At 63.9% G+C, this 16,255-nt stretch carries 20 protein-coding genes; 10 read left to right on the top strand and 10 right to left on the bottom strand.

Features of this window, described 5'->3' with window-relative positions:
• The first annotated feature begins 18 nt into the window (after positions 1 to 18).
• From AN189_RS06010 to AN189_RS19105, 4 genes are all read left to right on the top strand, one after another.
• Complete coding sequence (locus AN189_RS06010) at positions 19 to 657, top strand: hypothetical protein (protein ID WP_056032596.1); 639 nt, start codon at positions 19 to 21, stop codon at positions 655 to 657.
• A gap of 59 nt (positions 658 to 716) precedes the next feature.
• Complete coding sequence (gene panC / locus AN189_RS06005) at positions 717 to 1,559, top strand: pantoate--beta-alanine ligase (protein WP_056032593.1); 843 nt, start codon at positions 717 to 719, stop codon at positions 1,557 to 1,559.
• A complete protein-coding gene (gene panB / locus AN189_RS06000) occupies positions 1,556 to 2,365 on the top strand; it encodes a 3-methyl-2-oxobutanoate hydroxymethyltransferase (protein ID WP_056032590.1) in 810 nt (269 codons plus the stop codon). Before panC ends, panB begins: the two co-directional genes overlap by 4 nt.
• 189 nt (positions 2,366 to 2,554) lie before the next feature.
• Positions 2,555 to 2,701, top strand: coding sequence for a hypothetical protein (locus tag AN189_RS19105; protein ID WP_157057391.1), 147 nt, complete (start codon positions 2,555 to 2,557; stop codon positions 2,699 to 2,701).
• A 68-nt stretch (positions 2,702 to 2,769) separates the two neighbouring features.
• Here AN189_RS19105 and AN189_RS05995 read toward each other — a convergent pair whose 3' ends face one another.
• Together AN189_RS05995 and AN189_RS05990 are read right to left on the bottom strand one after the other, a co-directional pair.
• Entirely contained in the window at positions 2,770 to 3,063 is a 294-nt protein-coding gene (locus tag AN189_RS05995; RefSeq protein WP_056032587.1) for a hypothetical protein, read from the bottom strand.
• Positions 3,064 to 3,094: 31 nt separating this feature from the next.
• A complete protein-coding gene (locus AN189_RS05990) occupies positions 3,095 to 4,081 on the bottom strand; it encodes a D-glycerate dehydrogenase (protein ID WP_056032584.1) in 987 nt (328 codons plus the stop codon).
• A gap of 116 nt (positions 4,082 to 4,197) precedes the next feature.
• On the opposite strand from AN189_RS05990, the gene AN189_RS05985 reads away from it, so the two are divergent.
• Genes AN189_RS05985 through AN189_RS05975 form a run of 3 tightly spaced genes read left to right on the top strand, consistent with a single transcriptional unit; the run spans position 4,198 to position 5,899 of the window.
• On the top strand, positions 4,198 to 4,737 hold the full coding sequence (locus tag AN189_RS05985) for an SH3 domain-containing protein (protein WP_056032581.1): 540 nt from the start codon (positions 4,198 to 4,200) through the stop codon (positions 4,735 to 4,737).
• Positions 4,738 to 4,743: 6 nt separating this feature from the next.
• Positions 4,744 to 5,649: a cation diffusion facilitator family transporter gene (locus AN189_RS05980; protein ID WP_056032578.1), complete on the top strand. Its 906-nt coding sequence runs from the start codon at positions 4,744 to 4,746 to the stop codon at positions 5,647 to 5,649.
• Positions 5,650 to 5,671: 22 nt separating this feature from the next.
• Positions 5,672 to 5,899 (top strand): hypothetical protein, encoded by a 228-nt coding sequence (locus AN189_RS05975; RefSeq protein ID WP_056032575.1) that lies wholly within the window; start codon positions 5,672 to 5,674, stop codon positions 5,897 to 5,899.
• A 3-nt stretch (positions 5,900 to 5,902) separates the two neighbouring features.
• On the opposite strand, the gene AN189_RS05970 is transcribed toward AN189_RS05975, so the two are convergent.
• The 8 genes from AN189_RS05970 to AN189_RS05935 all read right to left on the bottom strand — a co-directional run bounded on the left by AN189_RS05970 (position 5,903) and on the right by AN189_RS05935 (position 14,091).
• Positions 5,903 to 7,927, bottom strand: a complete 2,025-nt coding sequence (locus AN189_RS05970; protein ID WP_056033228.1) for a M3 family metallopeptidase — start codon at positions 7,925 to 7,927, stop codon at positions 5,903 to 5,905.
• An 89-nt stretch (positions 7,928 to 8,016) separates the two neighbouring features.
• On the bottom strand, positions 8,017 to 8,790 hold the full coding sequence (locus tag AN189_RS05965; RefSeq protein WP_056032572.1) for an amino acid ABC transporter permease: 774 nt from the start codon (positions 8,788 to 8,790) through the stop codon (positions 8,017 to 8,019).
• 19 nt (positions 8,791 to 8,809) lie between these two features.
• Positions 8,810 to 9,589, bottom strand: a complete 780-nt coding sequence (locus tag AN189_RS05960; RefSeq protein ID WP_056032569.1) for a transporter substrate-binding domain-containing protein — start codon at positions 9,587 to 9,589, stop codon at positions 8,810 to 8,812.
• Positions 9,590 to 9,629: 40 nt separating this feature from the next.
• On the bottom strand, positions 9,630 to 10,679 hold the full coding sequence (locus AN189_RS05955) for a HesA/MoeB/ThiF family protein (RefSeq protein ID WP_056032565.1): 1,050 nt from the start codon (positions 10,677 to 10,679) through the stop codon (positions 9,630 to 9,632).
• Positions 10,679 to 11,128, bottom strand: a complete 450-nt coding sequence (gene dut / locus AN189_RS05950) for a dUTP diphosphatase (RefSeq protein ID WP_056032561.1) — start codon at positions 11,126 to 11,128, stop codon at positions 10,679 to 10,681. Before dut ends, AN189_RS05955 begins: the two co-directional genes overlap by 1 nt.
• Before the next feature lie 62 nt (positions 11,129 to 11,190).
• On the bottom strand, positions 11,191 to 12,384 hold the full coding sequence (gene coaBC / locus AN189_RS05945; protein WP_056032558.1) for a bifunctional phosphopantothenoylcysteine decarboxylase/phosphopantothenate--cysteine ligase CoaBC: 1,194 nt from the start codon (positions 12,382 to 12,384) through the stop codon (positions 11,191 to 11,193).
• Between the two features lie 61 nt (positions 12,385 to 12,445).
• On the bottom strand, positions 12,446 to 13,216 hold the full coding sequence (locus AN189_RS05940) for a ChaN family lipoprotein (protein WP_056032557.1): 771 nt from the start codon (positions 13,214 to 13,216) through the stop codon (positions 12,446 to 12,448).
• Positions 13,213 to 14,091, bottom strand: coding sequence for an RNA polymerase factor sigma-32 (locus AN189_RS05935; RefSeq protein ID WP_056032555.1), 879 nt, complete (start codon positions 14,089 to 14,091; stop codon positions 13,213 to 13,215). The genes AN189_RS05940 and AN189_RS05935 overlap by 4 nt, the downstream gene beginning before the upstream one ends.
• An 89-nt stretch (positions 14,092 to 14,180) precedes the next feature.
• On the opposite strand from AN189_RS05935, the gene cobU reads away from it, so the two are divergent.
• From cobU to AN189_RS05920, 3 genes are all read left to right on the top strand, one after another.
• A complete protein-coding gene (cobU, locus tag AN189_RS05930; protein WP_056032551.1) occupies positions 14,181 to 14,705 on the top strand; it encodes a bifunctional adenosylcobinamide kinase/adenosylcobinamide-phosphate guanylyltransferase in 525 nt (174 codons plus the stop codon).
• Positions 14,702 to 15,274, top strand: coding sequence for a histidine phosphatase family protein (locus AN189_RS05925; protein WP_056032548.1), 573 nt, complete (start codon positions 14,702 to 14,704; stop codon positions 15,272 to 15,274). Before cobU ends, AN189_RS05925 begins: the two co-directional genes overlap by 4 nt.
• Before the next feature lie 77 nt (positions 15,275 to 15,351).
• On the top strand, positions 15,352 to 16,218 hold the full coding sequence (locus AN189_RS05920) for a glutathione S-transferase (RefSeq protein ID WP_056032545.1): 867 nt from the start codon (positions 15,352 to 15,354) through the stop codon (positions 16,216 to 16,218).
• The last annotated feature ends 37 nt before the right edge of the window (positions 16,219 to 16,255 follow it).

Here is a 16,255-nt window from a genome sequence, read left to right as displayed (position 1 = left end):
CTGCGCTAGACTGGCCAGATGGACCGCGATGCATTCATCAAACTGGCTGGACCAGTGCTGTTTCACGCCACGCTGACCAGCAACCTGCCCGGCATCGCCGCCGCAGGGCTGATGCGGCCTGCCGCCGTGGCGCGTGCGGTGGGGCTGAACCCGGTTGATCTGGCGCTGCGGCGCGACCCCGAAACGATCGTGTTGGGGCACGGCCCCGTGACCCTGAACCACCAGCGCCCCCTGCTGGCGGGCCGCGACAAGGATTTTCTGACCGGCGGAACCCTGCGGGACTGGGCGCTGCAACTGGACGAACGGATCTTCTTTTGGCCGCGCAAGGCACCTGCCGCCTTTGTCGGCAGCCTGTCGCAGATGGGTGATCTGACGCTTTTGCGGATCGACAGTGGTCGGATATTCGATGCCTGCGCCGATCACCTGTTCCTTGCGCCGATCAACACCGGTGCCGCGCGGCGCAAACCCGCCGCAAGGGGGCTGTGGATCTACAGCCCCGTCACCGGAACAGTCGACCGTTTTCGCGGCAACCGGGTCAGGCGCGGGTTGCGCAAGAGCAGCGACAGCGTGTCCGAGGTCAGCCTGACCTGTGATCTGCCGCGCGACGATCTGCTGGCAATGCTGGTCGATCCCGATGTGCTGTCCGTTGTCGATTGACCCGCTTGCCCCGCTGACCGCCGCCGCCTAGAAACGCGGCACGGATGGGGGGCCACAGGATGTTGATCTGCAAAACGATTGCCGAGATGCGCAGCGCCGCTGCCGCATTGCGCGATGCGGGCAGTATCGGTCTGGTCACCACCATGGGTGCATTGCATGCGGGGCACATGGCACTGGTTGCGGCGGCGCAGGCAGACCATGCCAACGTGATTGCGACGATTTTCGTGAACCCCACGCAGTTCGGTGACCCGTCCGATCTGGAAAAATACCCCCGCACCGAGCAGGCGGACCTTGCGATGTTGCAGGCTGCCGGGGTGGCGGCGGTGTTCATGCCGGACGTGGACACGATGTATCCGGCAGGGTCGGAAACGATTGTCGAAACCACGCATCTGGCCCACATCCTGCACGGGGCCGTGCGTCCCGGCCATTTTCGCGGTGTGGCGACCATCGTGACCAAGCTCTTCAACATCATTGGGGCGGACGCCGCCTATTTCGGTGAAAAGGACTATCAGCAGCTCGCCGTGATCCGCCGTATGGCCCATGACCTGTCGATGCCGACAACCGTGCACGGTGTGCCAACCGTGCGCGAGGCGGACGGTCTTGCGATGTCGTCGCGCAACGTGCGGCTGACGCCGGATGATCGGGCAGCGGCACCCGTGCTGAACCGTGCGCTGCTGGCGGCAGAACAGGTCATCCAGGCCGGCGGCACGATCGAGGATGCGACAGACGCCATCCGCACGATGATCGCGGATGTGCCGCAGGCCACGCTGGTTGGACTCGACGTCGTGGACGCTGCGACCTTTACCCCCGTGTCCGGACGGGCCACAGATAGACTTGGCATCATGATCAGCGCCCAGTTCGGGGATGTTCTGCTGATCGACCAAAAGGAGATGACACCATGAGCACCCAAGCCCAAATCCGCCGGACCACCGTGCCGCAAATCGCCAAGCGCAAGGGCGGCGAGCCGATCGTGTCGCTGACCAGCTACCACGCGCATACGGCCGCCATCGTGGACAAATTCGCGGATTTCATCCTGGTCGGTGACAGCCTTGGCATGGTGATGCACGGCATGGAAAGCACGGTTGGCGTACCGCTGGACCTGATGATCATGCACGGCAAGGCCGTGGTGCGCGGCACGCAAAAGGCGCTGATCGTGGTCGATATGCCATTCGGCACCTACGAGGAATCGCCGCAGGTCGCGTTCCGCAATGCCGCCAAGATCATGAAGGAAACCGGCTGCGGTGCGGTCAAGCTGGAAGGTGGCGCGCGCATGGCCAAAACCATCCACTTTCTCGTGGAACGCGGCATTCCCGTGATGGCGCACACCGGCCTGACACCGCAGTCGTCGCATGTGATGGGCGGGTTCAAGACGCAGGGGCGCGACGAATCCAGCTGGGACGCGCACCGCGAGGACGCCCGCGCCGTGGCAGAGGCCGGCGCATTCGCCGTGGTGCTGGAAGGCATGGTCGAACCGCTGGCCGCCAAGATCACCACCGAAATCGACATTCCCACGATCGGCATCGGGGCCAGCAAGGATTGCGATGGCCAGATCCTGGTGCTGGAAGACATGCTGGGCCTGAACCCCTGGACGCCCAAGTTCGTCAAGGTCTATGGCCAACTGGGTCCGATGATCGAGGATTCCGTCCGGCGCTACGCCGAGGACGTCAAAAGCCGCGCCTTTCCGACCGAAGATGAGGTCTATCGCTGAGGCGCAGTTGCCACAGTGATCGGGGGCACAGGCCCGCAAACCCCTGCCCTGCTGGAATTTTACGGCCTGCGCGTTGGGGTGCCGGGCGCGAATGTGGCCGCTTTTTGACCGTGTGCCTTATTTCCGCCGCAGTCTGATGCTAATTCTATCCACAGCACCGCACGTCAGAGGCGGGCTGAGGAGAGCAGTATGAAACGCACCACCCTGATTGCGGTGGCTGCCGTGATGGGCCTGACCGCCTGTGCGCAGCCGATGCCTGTGAACAGTCGCGCCGACAACGACATGTTGCGGTTTTCGACGCGCAACTACGTCGCCATCACCGAAGGCGTGCAGTAACGTCATTTTCAAAAATGCGGCCATGCATGGGCCAATGAAAAAGGGACCGCCTTGCGGTCCCTTTTGCGTCATGCGTCCTCTGCGGGCGGCGGCGGCGGCGGCGGTGCGCCGATCACGCCGATTTCGACGGGCGGTGGTGCCATGCCGTTCGTGCTGGGGCGCGGCACGGCAGGGCCGCCGATCGGGCCCGTGGTGATCCGGTCGGGCTCCGGGATCGCCGACACGGGCGGTGCGGTCAAGATGGGTTGCACGGGTGCCGGGCGCGACGGATTGATCTGACGTCCGTCAAACGGGGTCGGCGGCACCTCTGCGCAGGCGGTGGTCAAAGCAAGCAGGCCAATGGCCGACATCATGCGATACATGGTTTTCTCCGGTGGTTGCAAAACAGGACTATCACATCAGGCCCGGCACGACGAGGTCGGGCGGACGGTGGCCGTCGGCGAAGGTCTTGACGTTGATCAGCACCTTTTCGCCCATCTCGATCCGCCCCTCGATCGTGGCCGATCCCATATGCGGCAACAGGATCACGTTCGGTAGCGCCTTGAGCCGGGGGTTGATCGCATGGCCGCGCTCGAACACATCCAGCCCCGCGCCGCCCAACTCGCCCGCACGCAAGGCGCGGGTCAGCGCGTTTTCGTCGATGACCTCGCCCCGCGAGGTGTTCACGATCACCGCGTTGGGTTTCATCAGTTTCAGCCGCCGCGCGTTCAGCAGGTGAAAGGTGGACGGCGTATGCGGACAGTTCACCGATACCACATCCATTCGCGCGACCATCTGGTCGAGGCTTTCCCAATAGGTCGCCTCGAGAGGGTTCTCGACCTCGGGGCGCAGGCGTTTGCGGTTGTGATAGTGGATCTGCATGCCAAAGGCGCGCGCGCGCTGCGCGACGGCCTGACCGATGCGCCCCATGCCAAGGATGCCCAGCCTGCGACCGCCCAGTCGCGCGCCCAGGTTGGCGGTCGGGGACCAGCCTTCCCAGCTTTCGCCCTGGGCAATGCGCATGCCCTCTGGGATGCGCCGCACGACGGACAGCATCAGCGCAAGCGTCATGTCGGCGGTATCATCGGTCAGCACGCCGGGGGTGTTGGACACCAGGATGCCGCGCTGCCGGGCGGTGGCGACGTCGATATTGTCGACCCCTGCCCCGTAGTTCGCGATCAGTTTCAGCCGTTCCCCGGCCTGCGCCAGCAGGGCCGCGTCGATCTGGTCGGTGATGGTTGGCACCAGCACGTCGGCCCCCTGCATGGCAGCGGCCAGCGCCTCGCGGGTCATTGCCTCGTCACTTTCGCGCAGGGTGACGTCGAACAGTTCCTTCATCCGGGTCTCGACCGGTTCGGGCAACCGTCGCGTGACGACAACACTCAGCTTCTTACCCGGCATCGGACCCCCCTGCCCACTTTCAAATGCACCGCATCGGTGGCAGGTTGCCAGTCAGGGACGCGCGGCACAAGAACCGATGCGCCCGCAGAGCGAATGACAGCAGGCGGATAGCGGATATGGGAACCTTGGGGTGGTTGCGCGGCGTGGCCGGCGCACTGGCAGTATGTCTGGCAACGCAGGGTGCGGCCCAGGATGTGGTGCCTGTTTCGGCCCCCGCCGCTGCGGCACAGACCGGACCCGTCACGAACCTGCCCCTGCCACGCTATGTCAGCCTCAAGGCGTCCGAGGCCAATGTGCGCCGCGGCCCATCGTTGACGCACCGCATCGACTGGGTGTTCCAGCGGCGCGGCATGCCGTTGCAGGTCGTCGCGGAATACGGCCACTGGCGCCGTGTCATCGATCGCGATGGCCAGGGCGGCTGGGTCCACTATACGATGCTGTCAGGTGTGCGCACAGCGCTTGTGACCGAACAGGTCCTGACCTTGCACAGCCAGCCCGATGCAAATGCATCCGAACGTGCCTATCTGGAACAGGGTGTCGTCGCGCGACTGGGTGCTTGTGAACGCAACTGGTGCGAACTCAATGCCGAAGGCTATCGCGGTTGGGCACCACAAGCCGCAATCTGGGGTGTCGATCCCGATGAGACCAAAGAGTAATCAACCATGAGCCGTAGCGACACGCGCCTGAACCTGTCCGCAGGGCTGATGTCCTCTGCTGTCGCACTCACGCTGGTGATCGCGAAACTCTGGGCGCTGGGGGAAACCGGGTCATTGGCGGTGGCGGCCACGCTGGCCGATTCCGCGATGGACCTGATGATGTCGCTGGGCGCGCTGGCCGCGATTGCCTATGCGGCCAAGCCTGCCGACGACGACCATAATTTCGGTCATTCCTCGGCCGAGGATCTGGCAGCGCTGGGTCAGTCGCTGATCATCATCGCCTCGGCCGGCGTGATCGCCACCGTAGCGGTCCTGCGCCTGGTGCGGGGCGATGCGCAGATGCCCGAAAACGAAGGGTCGGGCATGGCAGTGATTGCCCTGTCCATCGTGCTGACGCTGGCGTTGGTGTTGTGGCAGCGACGGGTTGCCGCCCGCACGGATAACGCCGTCGTCAAGGCGGATTCGCTGCATTATCTGGGCGATCTGATCCCGAACGTGGGGGCGCTTGTCGCGCTGTGGGCCTCCTCTGCGCTGGGATTGGCGCAGGTTGACAGTGTCGTGGCCCTGGGGGCTGCGCTGATCCTCGTGATCGGGGCTGTGCGCATCGGCAAGGCGGCATGGGATGCACTGATGGACCGGCAGGCCGACCCTGAACTTATCGCAGGCATTGCTGCCATCGCCGAAAATTTCGAAGGCGTGCACGGGTTTCACGACCTCAAGACGCGCCGCGCGGGCAGTCGCGTTTTCGTCAATCTGCATATCGAACTGGACGGCGATCAGACCCTGCACGAGGCGCATGCCATCGGGGCCGCCCTGCGCCGCGCGATCATCGCAGCCTATCCGCGCGCCGACGTGCTGATCCACAAGGACCCGCGCGGCGTCCAGCCCCATCCCGACGATCCCCGCAGTTGAACACCCCAGAGAGGACATCACCATGTCGCCTGAATCCATCGAAGGCCGCCTGATCGCGCAGCGCCAGATCCTCGCACGGTTGATCCACGCCCATGGCGATGCGATGCGCGGTTTCCTGCGGGACCGGTCCACGGTCAGCATCCCCGAAGAGGACCCCAGCGCCGATGGCCCCGACCCCGCATTCGCGATCGAGGCTGCCCTTGCCGACGAAATGCGACTGATCCTGGCGGCTGTCGAACGTCTGGACTGACCGTCAGGCGGCCAGACCCCGCCCACGCAACAGCGCATCAACCCCCGGCATCCGCCCCCGGAACGCGGTATACAGAACGTCGGGTTCGATCGATCCGCCAGACGACAGCACCGTGTCTTCCAGCCGTTTCGCAAGTGCGGGATCAAACGCGTCCCCAGCTTCGGTAAAGGCATCGAACGCATCGGCGTCCATCACTTCGGACCACATGTAGCTGTAGTAGCCGCTGGAATAGCCGTCGCCGGAAAACACATGGGCGAAATGCGGTGTGGCATGGCGCATGCCAATGGCGTGCGGCATCCCGATCTCTTCGAGGATTTCGGCCTGACGCTGCATCGGATCACGCGGCGCGTCATCTGTTGCGTGAAATTCCAGATCGACCAGTGCGCTGGCGACATATTCAACCGTCTGGAATCCCATGTCATAGCTGCTGGCCGCCAGCAGCCGGTCCAGCATTTCCGCAGGCATCGCATCGCCGGTTTCAGCGTGCGTCGCGTATTTGGTCAGCACCTCTGGCACCTCCAGCCAGTGCTCGAACAACTGGCTCGGCAGCTCGACGAAATCGCGCGCAACGGATGTGCCGCTGACCGACGCATAGGTCACATCCGACAGCATCTGGTGCAGCGCATGACCGAATTCATGAAACAGCGTGCGCGCGTCGTCATAGGACAGTAGCGCGGGTTTCCCCGCCGCGGGCTTGGCAAAGTTGCAGACATTCACGACGATGGGCCGGATATCACCGGCCAGACGCTGCTGACTGCGCATCGCCATGCACCATGCCCCCGACCGTTTCGAGGCCCGCGCGAAATAATCGCCCATGAACACGGCCACGTGCTGGCCGTCGCGCGTGACCTCCCACAGACGCACGTCTGCGTGGTAGGTCGGTGCGTCGATGGGTGAAAATTCCAGCCCGAAAAGGCGGTTGGCACAGTCGAACGCCGCGTCGATCATGCGGTCCAGTTGCAGGTATGGCTTGATCACGGATTCGTCCAGATCATGCTCGGCCTGCCGGCGCTTTTCCGAATAGTAACGCCAGTCCCAGGGTTCCAGCGGACCGGTCGCGCCGTCGTTGTGCATCATCGCCTGCAACTTGGTCTGGTCGGCCTCGGCGCTTGCGCGTGCAGGCTCCCAGACCTGCATCAGCAGATCGCGCACCGCCTGCGGTGTTTTGGCCATCTCGGTTTCCAGCTTGAAATCGGCAAAGCTGTCATAGCCCAGCAGGTTGGCGCGTTCGGCCCGCAGCGCGAGCGTCTCTGCCGCAAGATCGCGATTGTCCGTATCGCCACCGTTCATCCCGCGCGACCTCCATGCGTTGTAGGCACGTTCGCGCAGGGCACGGTTGGGCGAGAATTGCAGGAACGGCACGATGAGAGAGCGCGACAGGGTCACGACTGGGCCACCATGATCGCCAGCCTCTCCGGCCGCCCGGGCGGCGTCGGCCACGAAATCAGGCAGCGCGGCCACGTCATCCTCTGACAATGGCATGAACCAGCTGCGTTCATCCGCCAGCAGGTTCTGACTGAACTGCGTGCCCAGCACCGACAGCCGCGCGGTCACGTCGCGCAACCGGTCGCTGGCATAACCTTCCAGTTCTGCCCCCTGACGCACAAAGGACCGGTGCGTCAGTTTCAGCACCATTGCCTGCTCATCGGTCAGATCCAGCGTATCGCGGGCCTGCCACAGGGTCTCGATCCGCGCGAACAGATCCTTGTTGCTGGACACTTCTGACCCGAAAGCTGACAGCAGCGGCGCGAAATCGCGCTGCAACGCCTCGCGCGCGGGCGTGCTGTCCGCCCCTGCAACGCCGTAGAACGCACCTAAAACCCGGTCGAGATCGCCCTCAGCCAATGCCATCGCTTCAATGGTGTTGGCAAAGCTGGGCTCCTCATCAGAGGCCGCAATCGCGTTGATCGCCGCACGCGCATCAGCCAATGCCTTTTCCACCGCGGGTGCAAAATGATCGTCCTCAATCGCATCGAACGGCGGCAGTCCAAAGGGCGTATCCCAGGCGGTCAGTAGCGGATTGGTCATGTCATTCTCCTTTGCCATCAACATAAGGATTGGGTGCCACGGCTCACACCCCCCTGCATCATCTTGCTGAAAATACTCAACCAGCCGCGTCAGCGGCGCAGTCCACGTTCAAACCGGCGCAGCGCGATGGACAATCCGATGGTCATCGTCAGATAGATCAATGCCACGACGTTATAGGTCTCGAAATATCTGAAATTCCCGGCCGCCGTGATCTTGCCCAGCTGGGTGATGTCGGCGACGCCAACCACCGACACCAGTGACGAATCCTTGACCATCGCCACGAAATCATTGCCCAGCGGTGGCAGGATCGTGCGCAGCGCCTGTGGCCAGACAATGTGACGGAACCGCTGCCACCGTCCCAGACCCAGCGCCTCGGCCGCTTCGATCTGGCCGCGGTCCACCGATTGCAACCCGGCGCGAAACACCTCTGCCAGAAACGACGCATAGGCCAGTGTCAGCGCGATGATCGCGCGCCACAGCAGGCTGAAATCGCGGGTGCGCGCCTCTGGCAGGCCGATGGCATTCCACGCACTGACCAGCGCCGGGGCCAGCACGAATGCCACATAGAGAAGCAGCACAATGATCGGAATCCCGCGCATCACCTCGACATAAAACCGCGCGACCTGCCGCAGGACGCGCGATTTCGACAACGCCATGACCGCCAGCAGCAGGCCCAGCGCGCAGGCCATCAGGTAGCTGACGATCGCCACGAAAACGGTGATCTGAATACCCTTGGCCAGCGTGCCCAGCACGCCGCGATAGGCGTCGTCGGTGGCGACCTGGTAAAACATCCAGATCCCCAGACCGACGACGGCCACCAGCCACCACGGAAAATCCCGGTCGCCGGGCGCCTGCGGTGTCACGCGCGCTGCCCGGCGATCCTTATTCGCCCATCTTGAAATCAAGGAACCACTTGGTGTTCAGCGCATCGATGGTGCCATCCGACTGCATGTCGGCAATGGCGGCGTTCATGGGCCCGACCAGTTCGGACCCCTTGGGAAAGATGAAACCGAAATCCTCGGTCCCGAGTTTTTCCCCGATGATCTTCAACCCGCCATCACTGGCATCGACATAGCCCTGACCTGCCGTGCCGTCGGTCAGGACCAGATCCACGTCACCCGTGCGCAGCGCCTGCACGGTGGCACCGAATGTCTCCATCTTGACGATCCGGGGGTTTGCCTCGTCACCGTCCAGCACGTCATAGACGCCGACATAGAACGGTGTCGTGCCGGGCTGGGCAGCCATCAGCAGCTCTGCATCGGCGGCAAAGCTGGCCGCGTCGGTAAACCGGTCCTCGTCACCGCGCACCAGCATGACCATTTCCGAGGTCATGTAGCTGTCCGAAAAATCGACCACCTCTGCGCGATCCTCGCGGATGGTGATCCCGGTCATGCCCAGATCGAACTGGCCTTCGGCCACAGCGGGGATCATCGCATCCCAGCTGATGGTCTGATAGTCGATGGTCAGGTTCAGACGGGCCGCGATTTCGGCCATGGCGTCGTATTCCCAACCCACGGCCGCGCCGTCCTGCATGAATTGCAGCGGCGGGTAGGCATTTTCGACAGCGACCGTGATCTCTTGCCCTGACAGGTCCGGCAGATGGGCCGCAGCGCTGGCCGCACCTGCAAACAGGGTGGCGGCGATGGTGGTGATGATTTTCATTTGATCCCCCAAGGATGTGATGCCCGACAGTGACAATCCGTCATGTCACGTGCAAGCCCCGTCCCTGACAGACAGGACAGCCGGCGCGCGCTTTGGTCTTCATGTCGCGGGTTTCGGCATAGAGTGCATCATAAATCAGCAACCTGTTGCGCAGGCCGGCCCCGGCATCCACCAGCAGCTTCAGCGCCTCGACCGCCATCATGGATCCCACGACACCGGGCAGCGGGCCCGCGACGCCCGCCTCGGCGCAGCTCGGCACAAGACCGGGGGCCGGGGCTGCGGGGAACACGCAGGCAAAACAGGGCCCACCGCGCGCCGGATCGTACAGTCCCAGTTGCCCTTCCCACTGCGTCAGCGCACCTGCGATCAGCGGCACGCCCGCCGCAACACAGGTATCATTGACCAGGTAGCGCGTCTCGAAATTGTCGCAGCCGTCCAGCACAAGATCGAAATCCCCGATCAGGTCGGCGGCGATTTCCGGCGTCAGGCGGCGGTGATAGGGGCGCAACGTGACATGCGGGTTCAATTCCAGGATCGCCTGTTTCGCGGCCGCCACCTTGGGCGTGCCGATCCAGGCGTCGCGGTGGATGACCTGCCGTTGCAGATTGCTGGCATCCACGTCGTCATCGTCGATCACGCCGATCGTGCCGACACCGCTGGCGGCCAGATACATCAACGCAGGCGACCCAAGCCCGCCAGCCCCCACCACCAGAACGCGCGCCTCCTTGAGCGTCGCCTGCCCGGTCCCGCCGATTTCGCGCAGCATGATGTGCCGGGCATAGCGTGTCAGTTCGGTTTCGGTAAATCCCTTGCGCGGGGCTTGGGTTTCAACGGGCTGCACCCGCGCCTTGAGGCGACGCAGGATCACGGAATAGCCCTTGATCAGGATACCGGCGGCGATCAGCAGCAACCACAAACGGGCATCGCCGCCCGTGGCCTGCCGCAGCGCATTGTCCGCAGGCAGGACCAGATGGGTCAGGATCACCACGCCCAGCAGGACAAAGGTCATGATCCAGCGCCCACGACGCGGGGCCTTCATGACAGCACCGATCCCCCAGATCGCGCCAATCATCGCAAAAACCATGATCATCAGTCAGTCCCCGTCGATCCAAATCCACCCGCGCCACGCGGGGTCTCGTCCAGATCACCTAGGGCGAAATCCGCCCGCACCACCGGGGCCGCGACAAGTTGCGCCACCCGCATCCCATGGGTGACCACAAAAGGCATATCGCCCAGGTTCACCAGCAGCACACCGACCTCGCCCCGGTAATCGCTGTCGATGGTGCCGGGTGCGTTCACCACAGTCACTCCGTGTTTCAGCGCAAGACCCGACCGTGGCCGCACCTGCACCTCGCACCCTTCCGGGATTGCCATGCGCAGCCCCGTGGGGACCACCGCGCGCGCGCCGGGGGCCAGCGTCAGCGTGCCGCGATCAGCAAGGTTTGCACAAACATCCGCACCCGCCGCACCACCCGTCGCATAAAACGGCAGCGGCAGGTCACGATCCGCCCCATCGACAAAGGCAACGTTGATCCTCAAGCGCCGGTCCTACCTTCTTCTGGTCAAAAATATCCGCCCCGCCGGCGAGGCGTCCCGCAGCCTCATGCCAGCGCCTCGGCCAGTTTCTGTGCCAAACGCCGCGCGACCTGCCCCTTGTCCATGCGGGGCCAGTCCTCGGCCCCGGCGTCGGTGATCAGGGTCACGGCATTTTCCGAACCGCCCATGATCCCCGTCCCCTCGGACACATCATTGGCGACGATCCAGTCGCAGCCCTTGCGCGCGCGTTTGGCGGTGGCATGGGCCAGAACATTCTGCGTTTCGGCCGCAAAACCGACGACAAGCCGGGGGCGGTCCTGATCCAGCCCCGCGACCGTGGCAAGGATGTCGGGGTTTTCGGCAAAGGACAGCGATGGCAGGCCGTCCCTGGTTTTCTTGATCTTCTGGTTGCCTGCATTGGCGACATGCCAATCCGCGACAGCGGCGGCAAAGACGCCCGCATCGGCTGGCAGCGCTGCCATGACGGCCGCGTGCATCTGCCGCGCGGTTTGCACGGCCACAACCTGCACACCCTGCGGGGGCGGCACATCCGCAGGACCGGTCACGAATGTCACCTTGGCCCCCAGTGCCGCCAGCGCCACGGCAATCGCCGTGCCCTGCGCCCCGGAGGAACGGTTGGCAATATAGCGCACCGGGTCGATCGGTTCGTGCGTCGGACCGGATGTCACGATCACATGCTTGCCCGCCAATGGACCGTCCGCCAGCTGCGCCCGAATGGCGTCCATGATCGCCTCGGGTTCCGCCAGACGACCGGGGCCGTATTCGCCGCAGGCCATGTCGCCCTCGTCCGGTCCCACAAAACGGACGCCATCGCCGCGCAACGTGGTCAGGTTGCGCCGGGTTGCAGGGTGGTTCCACATGCGCACGTTCATCGCAGGTGCCATCAGCACAGGCGTGTCGGTCGCCAGCAAAAGCGTTGTCGCCAGATCACGCGCCAGACCGCTGGCCGCCTGCGCCATCAGATCGGCAGTCGCGGGTGCCACGACGATCAGGTCAGCCACGCGCGACAGCTGGATATGGCCCATCTCGGCCTCGTCGGTCAGATCGAACAGGTGGTCATAAACCTTTTCCCCGGCCAGCGATGCAACACTGAGGGGGGTCACAAATTCCGACGCCGCACGCGTCATTACGGGCGTAACGCTGGCCCCCGAGGCCCGCAGCAACCGTATCAGCAACAGCGACTTATAGGCCGCGATACCGCCACCGATGATCAAGAGGATTCGTTTGCCATGCAACATGAGGGGCCCCGTCTGTGGTCGATACAGGTGTAGGCAGGCCGCGCGCGTGATGCAACGGCGGCTAGTTCGCCAGCATCAGGCAAGGGTCATCGCGCGGGATCGGTTGGGTCACATGAACCGCATCGAATGGCGCATCGCCGGGGTCGGTCTCGAACTGGCCCAGCGCCCAGACGGTCAGCTCTGGTGCCAGTGTTCCCAGCAGCGCAGGCACCGCCGTATCGTTGCGGGCGTGACCGTTGCCTGTGATCACGACAATCGGCCCGCCGGTGGCATCAAACGCATCGCGCGTAGCCAGCGCCAGTGCCGCATCCCGCAAGCGCTGCGCCTCGACCATGCCTGGCAACATGTCCTCTGGCAGCATCCCGCAATGGGCATCACGTTGATCGGCGATCAGCCCGTCATAGTCGGGTCCGAAGTTTGTCCACAGGTTGAAACCCGTCACGCCAATTCCCAGCACATCGGCTGCACTGCCTTGCATCGCGGCCATCAGGTCATCGCGGTCCACATCGGCCCCGACGATGATGGCATCCGGTGCCGCCAGAAAGATGGGGTGATACATCGCGAAATCCGGCCAGCCTTTTTCCGCCCAGCGCAGGGTCTCCGCCAGCGCTGCGACATCGGTGATCTGCGTCACCGCATCTGCATCCTCCGGACTGATCATTTCGAACACCAGCGCGCTGGGCGCGATCCGGGCCGTCAGCTCCGCCTGCATGGCGTGATGGTCGGGATTGTCATGCAGTTCACCCAACACGAAAACGTCGGCCCGTGGCAACGGACCGACGTCAGCGACAACAGGTGTCGCAAGGCAAATAGCCGCGATCAGCCGGATCATGCGAGGAAGTTCATCACTTCCCGGCTCTGACTCTCGAGGTTCTTGCGCATCTTGCCAAAGGCTGCGGCCTCCAGCTGACGTACGCGTTCCTTTGACAGCCCAAGCTCTGTCCCCAGGCTTTCGAGGGTGCGAGGGTCGTCGCGGATCTTGCGTTCACGCACGATGAATCGTTCGCGGTCGTTCAGATCGGACAATGCCGCCAGCAACCAGCCACGCAGACGTTCGTTGTCATGCGACAATTCCACGTTTTCCGCCGCCTGAGAGCTGTCGTCCTGCAACGCGTCGATCCACTCGCGTCCCTCATCCTCGGAGGATTGGGTCGCATTCAGCGAATAGTCGGACCCGGACAGGCGGCCTTCCATCATTTCGACATCGTGCAGCGGAACGCCCACCTCTGTCGAAATCAACTGGCGCATCACGTGCCCCTCCAGCTTGCGCCCTTCAGCCGCAGCTTCGCGTTCCAGACGCGCCTGCACCCGGCGCATGTTGAAAAACAGGGATTTCTGGCTGGACGTGGACCCGGTGCGCACCATCGACCAGTTGCGCATCACGTAGTCCTGGATGGACGCCTTGATCCACCAGACCGCATAGGTCGAAAACCGCACGCCGCGATCGGGGTCGAATTTTTCGGCCGCCTTCATGAGGCCCACAGAGGCCTCCTGAATGAGGTCGTTCATCGGCGCACCGTAGCGTTTGAACTTGGCCGCCATGGAAATGGCCAAACGCATGTATGCGGTGATCAGGCGGTGCAGGCTTTCCTCGCATCGCTCGTCGCGCCAGGCATAGGCCAGTCTGAGTTCTGTTTCCGCATCCAGCAATTCGGCCTTCATTGCTGTGCGTGATAGTTTCTGATCTGAAAATCCATCAAACGCCATTGGTCATCCCCCTGAAGCTTGCTGTTTGTCATTCCGAACGGGTACAGCTTGAACTTGGGTTGAGAACGCGACGAAAGCATTAAAGTTCCATGAAAAAGTTGGCCAAAGTTACTTTCGTTCTAGGCGGTGCCAACTCTGGCAAGTCTGCCTATGCAGAAACGCTTTTGCCCGACACAGGCATTTCAAGGATTTACGTTGCGACAGCGCAGGCCTTTGACGACGAGATGCGGGCGAAAATTGCGGCCCACCGCAGGCAACGCGGGCCGGACTGGACCACGATAGAGGCCCCGATGGATGCCCCGCAGGTCCTGCGTGCGCAATCGCCGGACGCCGTGGTGCTCCTGGACTGCGTCACGTTGTGGCTGACAAATGTCATATTGGCAGATGCGGATGTGGACCGCGCCTGTGCCGATCTGCTGGATGCGATCGCCGCCTGCCCCTGCCCTGTGGTCGTGGTGTCCAACGAGGTGGGCATGGGTATCGTCCCGGATAACGCACTGTCGCGCAGGTTCCGCGCGGCACAGGGCCGCCTGAACCGCGATCTGGCTGCACAGGCCGATCAGGTGGTCGCCGTGTTGGCCGGCCTGCCCCTGATACTCAAGGCCGCGACATGACAACGCTCTGGCTGATCCGGCATGGGCCGACCCATCAAAAATCCATGACCGGCTGGCGTGATGTTCCGGCGGATCTGTCCGACCGAGCTGCGCTGGCGCGGCTCGCCGACCACCTGCCGACCGGGCCGATCGTTTCGTCGGATCTGATCCGCGCCGTGACCACGGCAGATGCCATCCAGGGTGACCGCCTGCGTCTGCCCCATGACCCGGCATTGCGCGAAATCGACTTTGGCGTATGGGACGGCCTGCACCATACACAGGTCAGTGCCCGCGACCCGGTGCTGTCGCGCCAGTTCTGGGAACAGCCCGGCGACCTGCGCGCCCCCGCGGGCGAGAGCTGGAACGACCTGACGCAAAGGGTCACCGCGGCAATCGACGCGCTGATTGCGACCCATGCCCCGCGCCATCTGATCGTGGTGGCACACATGGGCACGATCATGTCGCAGTTCACCCGCGCCGGGGGCAGTGCCTATCAGGCGATGGGCCACAGCATCGACCCACTGAGCGTCAGCAGGATGGACCGCGGCGCAGACGGCTGGACGCTGGGGGCCGTCAATCACCGCCCTTGATGACCCCCATCACGAATCACCGTTGGCGCGACGCGGCATTTGCCCGCTAAAGTGGATCGACATGAGGGAGATCCGCCATGACCTACGACCTGTTTATCGGAGACCGCACGTTTTCCAGCTGGTCCCTGCGCGGATGGTTGATGCTCGCGGCCTTTGATCTGCCCTACCGCAGCCATATGGTGGGGCTCTATTCCGGAACGATGGCAGCCGACCTTGCTGATCTGGCACCGGCACGCACCGTCCCGGTGTTGCGGACGCCGCAGGGCCATGTGGTGACCGACAGCATCGCCATGGCCGAAACACTGGCCGAGGCGCATCCTCAGGCCGGTCTGTACCCGGCCGATCCCGGTGCCCGCGCGCTGGCCCGATCGCTTGTGGCCGAGATGCATAGCGGATTCGCCGCCCTGCGCGGCGATTGCCCGATGATGGTGGCCCACGGCTGGCAGGGGTTCGCCCCCAAGCCCGGCGTGTTGGCCGATCTGGCCCGGCTGGAAACACTCTGGGCGCTGGCCCGCGCGCGCCACGGGGCAGGCGGGCCCTGGCTGTTCGGACGCTATTCTCTGGCAGATGTTTTCTACGCGCCGGTGGCACTGCGCATCGCCACCTATGACCTGCCGGTGTCGGACGCGGCGCAGGCCTATGTCGCGGCCCACCTGAACGATCCGCTGATCCGGCAATGGCGGGCGATGGGGCTGACGCAGCGCTACGACCCGATGCCCTATGCGATGGACCTGCCCGAACGCCCCTGGCCCGGCCCTGCGCCACTGCACGCCCGCGCTGTTGATCAGGGGACAGCCGAAAACCGGACATGTCCCCATTCGGGGGACCCGGTCACCCACCTGATGACCATGGACGGTCGCACGTTCGGATTTTGCAACGCATTCTGCCGTGACAAGACGGTGGCCGATCCTGCTGCATGGCCGAAATTCATGGCCATGGTCTGATCTTCTTCTGGTCCAAAATATCCCGGGGGGCCGCAGG

Source organism: Loktanella sp. 3ANDIMAR09 (assembly GCF_001420005.1).
Taxonomy (GTDB): domain Bacteria; phylum Pseudomonadota; class Alphaproteobacteria; order Rhodobacterales; family Rhodobacteraceae; genus Loktanella.
The sequence above is the reverse complement of the archived record's forward strand: the minus strand, read 5'-3'. Positions and strand labels throughout refer to the sequence as shown.

What these genes read in the sequence shown, in the direction of transcription:
- AN189_RS05975 (WP_056032575.1), top strand. Translation starts at nt 5,672, where the DNA reads ATGTCGCCTGAATCCATCGAAGGCCGCCTGATCGCGCAGCGCCAGATC.
- AN189_RS05920 (WP_056032545.1), top strand. Translation starts at nt 15,352, where the DNA reads ATGACCTACGACCTGTTTATCGGAGACCGCACGTTTTCCAGCTGGTCC.
- AN189_RS06010 (WP_056032596.1), top strand. Translation starts at nt 19, where the DNA reads ATGGACCGCGATGCATTCATCAAACTGGCTGGACCAGTGCTGTTTCAC.
- AN189_RS05970 (WP_056033228.1), bottom strand. Translation starts at nt 7,927, where the DNA reads ATGACCAATCCGCTACTGACCGCCTGGGATACGCCCTTTGGACTGCCG.
- AN189_RS05960 (WP_056032569.1), bottom strand. Translation starts at nt 9,589, where the DNA reads ATGAAAATCATCACCACCATCGCCGCCACCCTGTTTGCAGGTGCGGCC.
- AN189_RS05940 (WP_056032557.1), bottom strand. Translation starts at nt 13,216, where the DNA reads ATGATCCGGCTGATCGCGGCTATTTGCCTTGCGACACCTGTTGTCGCT.
- AN189_RS05935 (WP_056032555.1), bottom strand. Translation starts at nt 14,091, where the DNA reads ATGGCGTTTGATGGATTTTCAGATCAGAAACTATCACGCACAGCAATG.
- AN189_RS05990 (WP_056032584.1), bottom strand. Translation starts at nt 4,081, where the DNA reads ATGCCGGGTAAGAAGCTGAGTGTTGTCGTCACGCGACGGTTGCCCGAA.
- coaBC (WP_056032558.1), bottom strand. Translation starts at nt 12,384, where the DNA reads ATGTTGCATGGCAAACGAATCCTCTTGATCATCGGTGGCGGTATCGCG.
- panC (WP_056032593.1), top strand. Translation starts at nt 717, where the DNA reads ATGTTGATCTGCAAAACGATTGCCGAGATGCGCAGCGCCGCTGCCGCA.
- panB (WP_056032590.1), top strand. Translation starts at nt 1,556, where the DNA reads ATGAGCACCCAAGCCCAAATCCGCCGGACCACCGTGCCGCAAATCGCC.
- cobU (WP_056032551.1), top strand. Translation starts at nt 14,181, where the DNA reads ATGAAAAAGTTGGCCAAAGTTACTTTCGTTCTAGGCGGTGCCAACTCT.
- AN189_RS05995 (WP_056032587.1), bottom strand. Translation starts at nt 3,063, where the DNA reads ATGTATCGCATGATGTCGGCCATTGGCCTGCTTGCTTTGACCACCGCC.
- AN189_RS05955 (WP_056032565.1), bottom strand. Translation starts at nt 10,679, where the DNA reads ATGATCATGGTTTTTGCGATGATTGGCGCGATCTGGGGGATCGGTGCT.
- AN189_RS05985 (WP_056032581.1), top strand. Translation starts at nt 4,198, where the DNA reads ATGGGAACCTTGGGGTGGTTGCGCGGCGTGGCCGGCGCACTGGCAGTA.
- AN189_RS19105 (WP_157057391.1), top strand. Translation starts at nt 2,555, where the DNA reads ATGAAACGCACCACCCTGATTGCGGTGGCTGCCGTGATGGGCCTGACC.
- AN189_RS05925 (WP_056032548.1), top strand. Translation starts at nt 14,702, where the DNA reads ATGACAACGCTCTGGCTGATCCGGCATGGGCCGACCCATCAAAAATCC.
- AN189_RS05980 (WP_056032578.1), top strand. Translation starts at nt 4,744, where the DNA reads ATGAGCCGTAGCGACACGCGCCTGAACCTGTCCGCAGGGCTGATGTCC.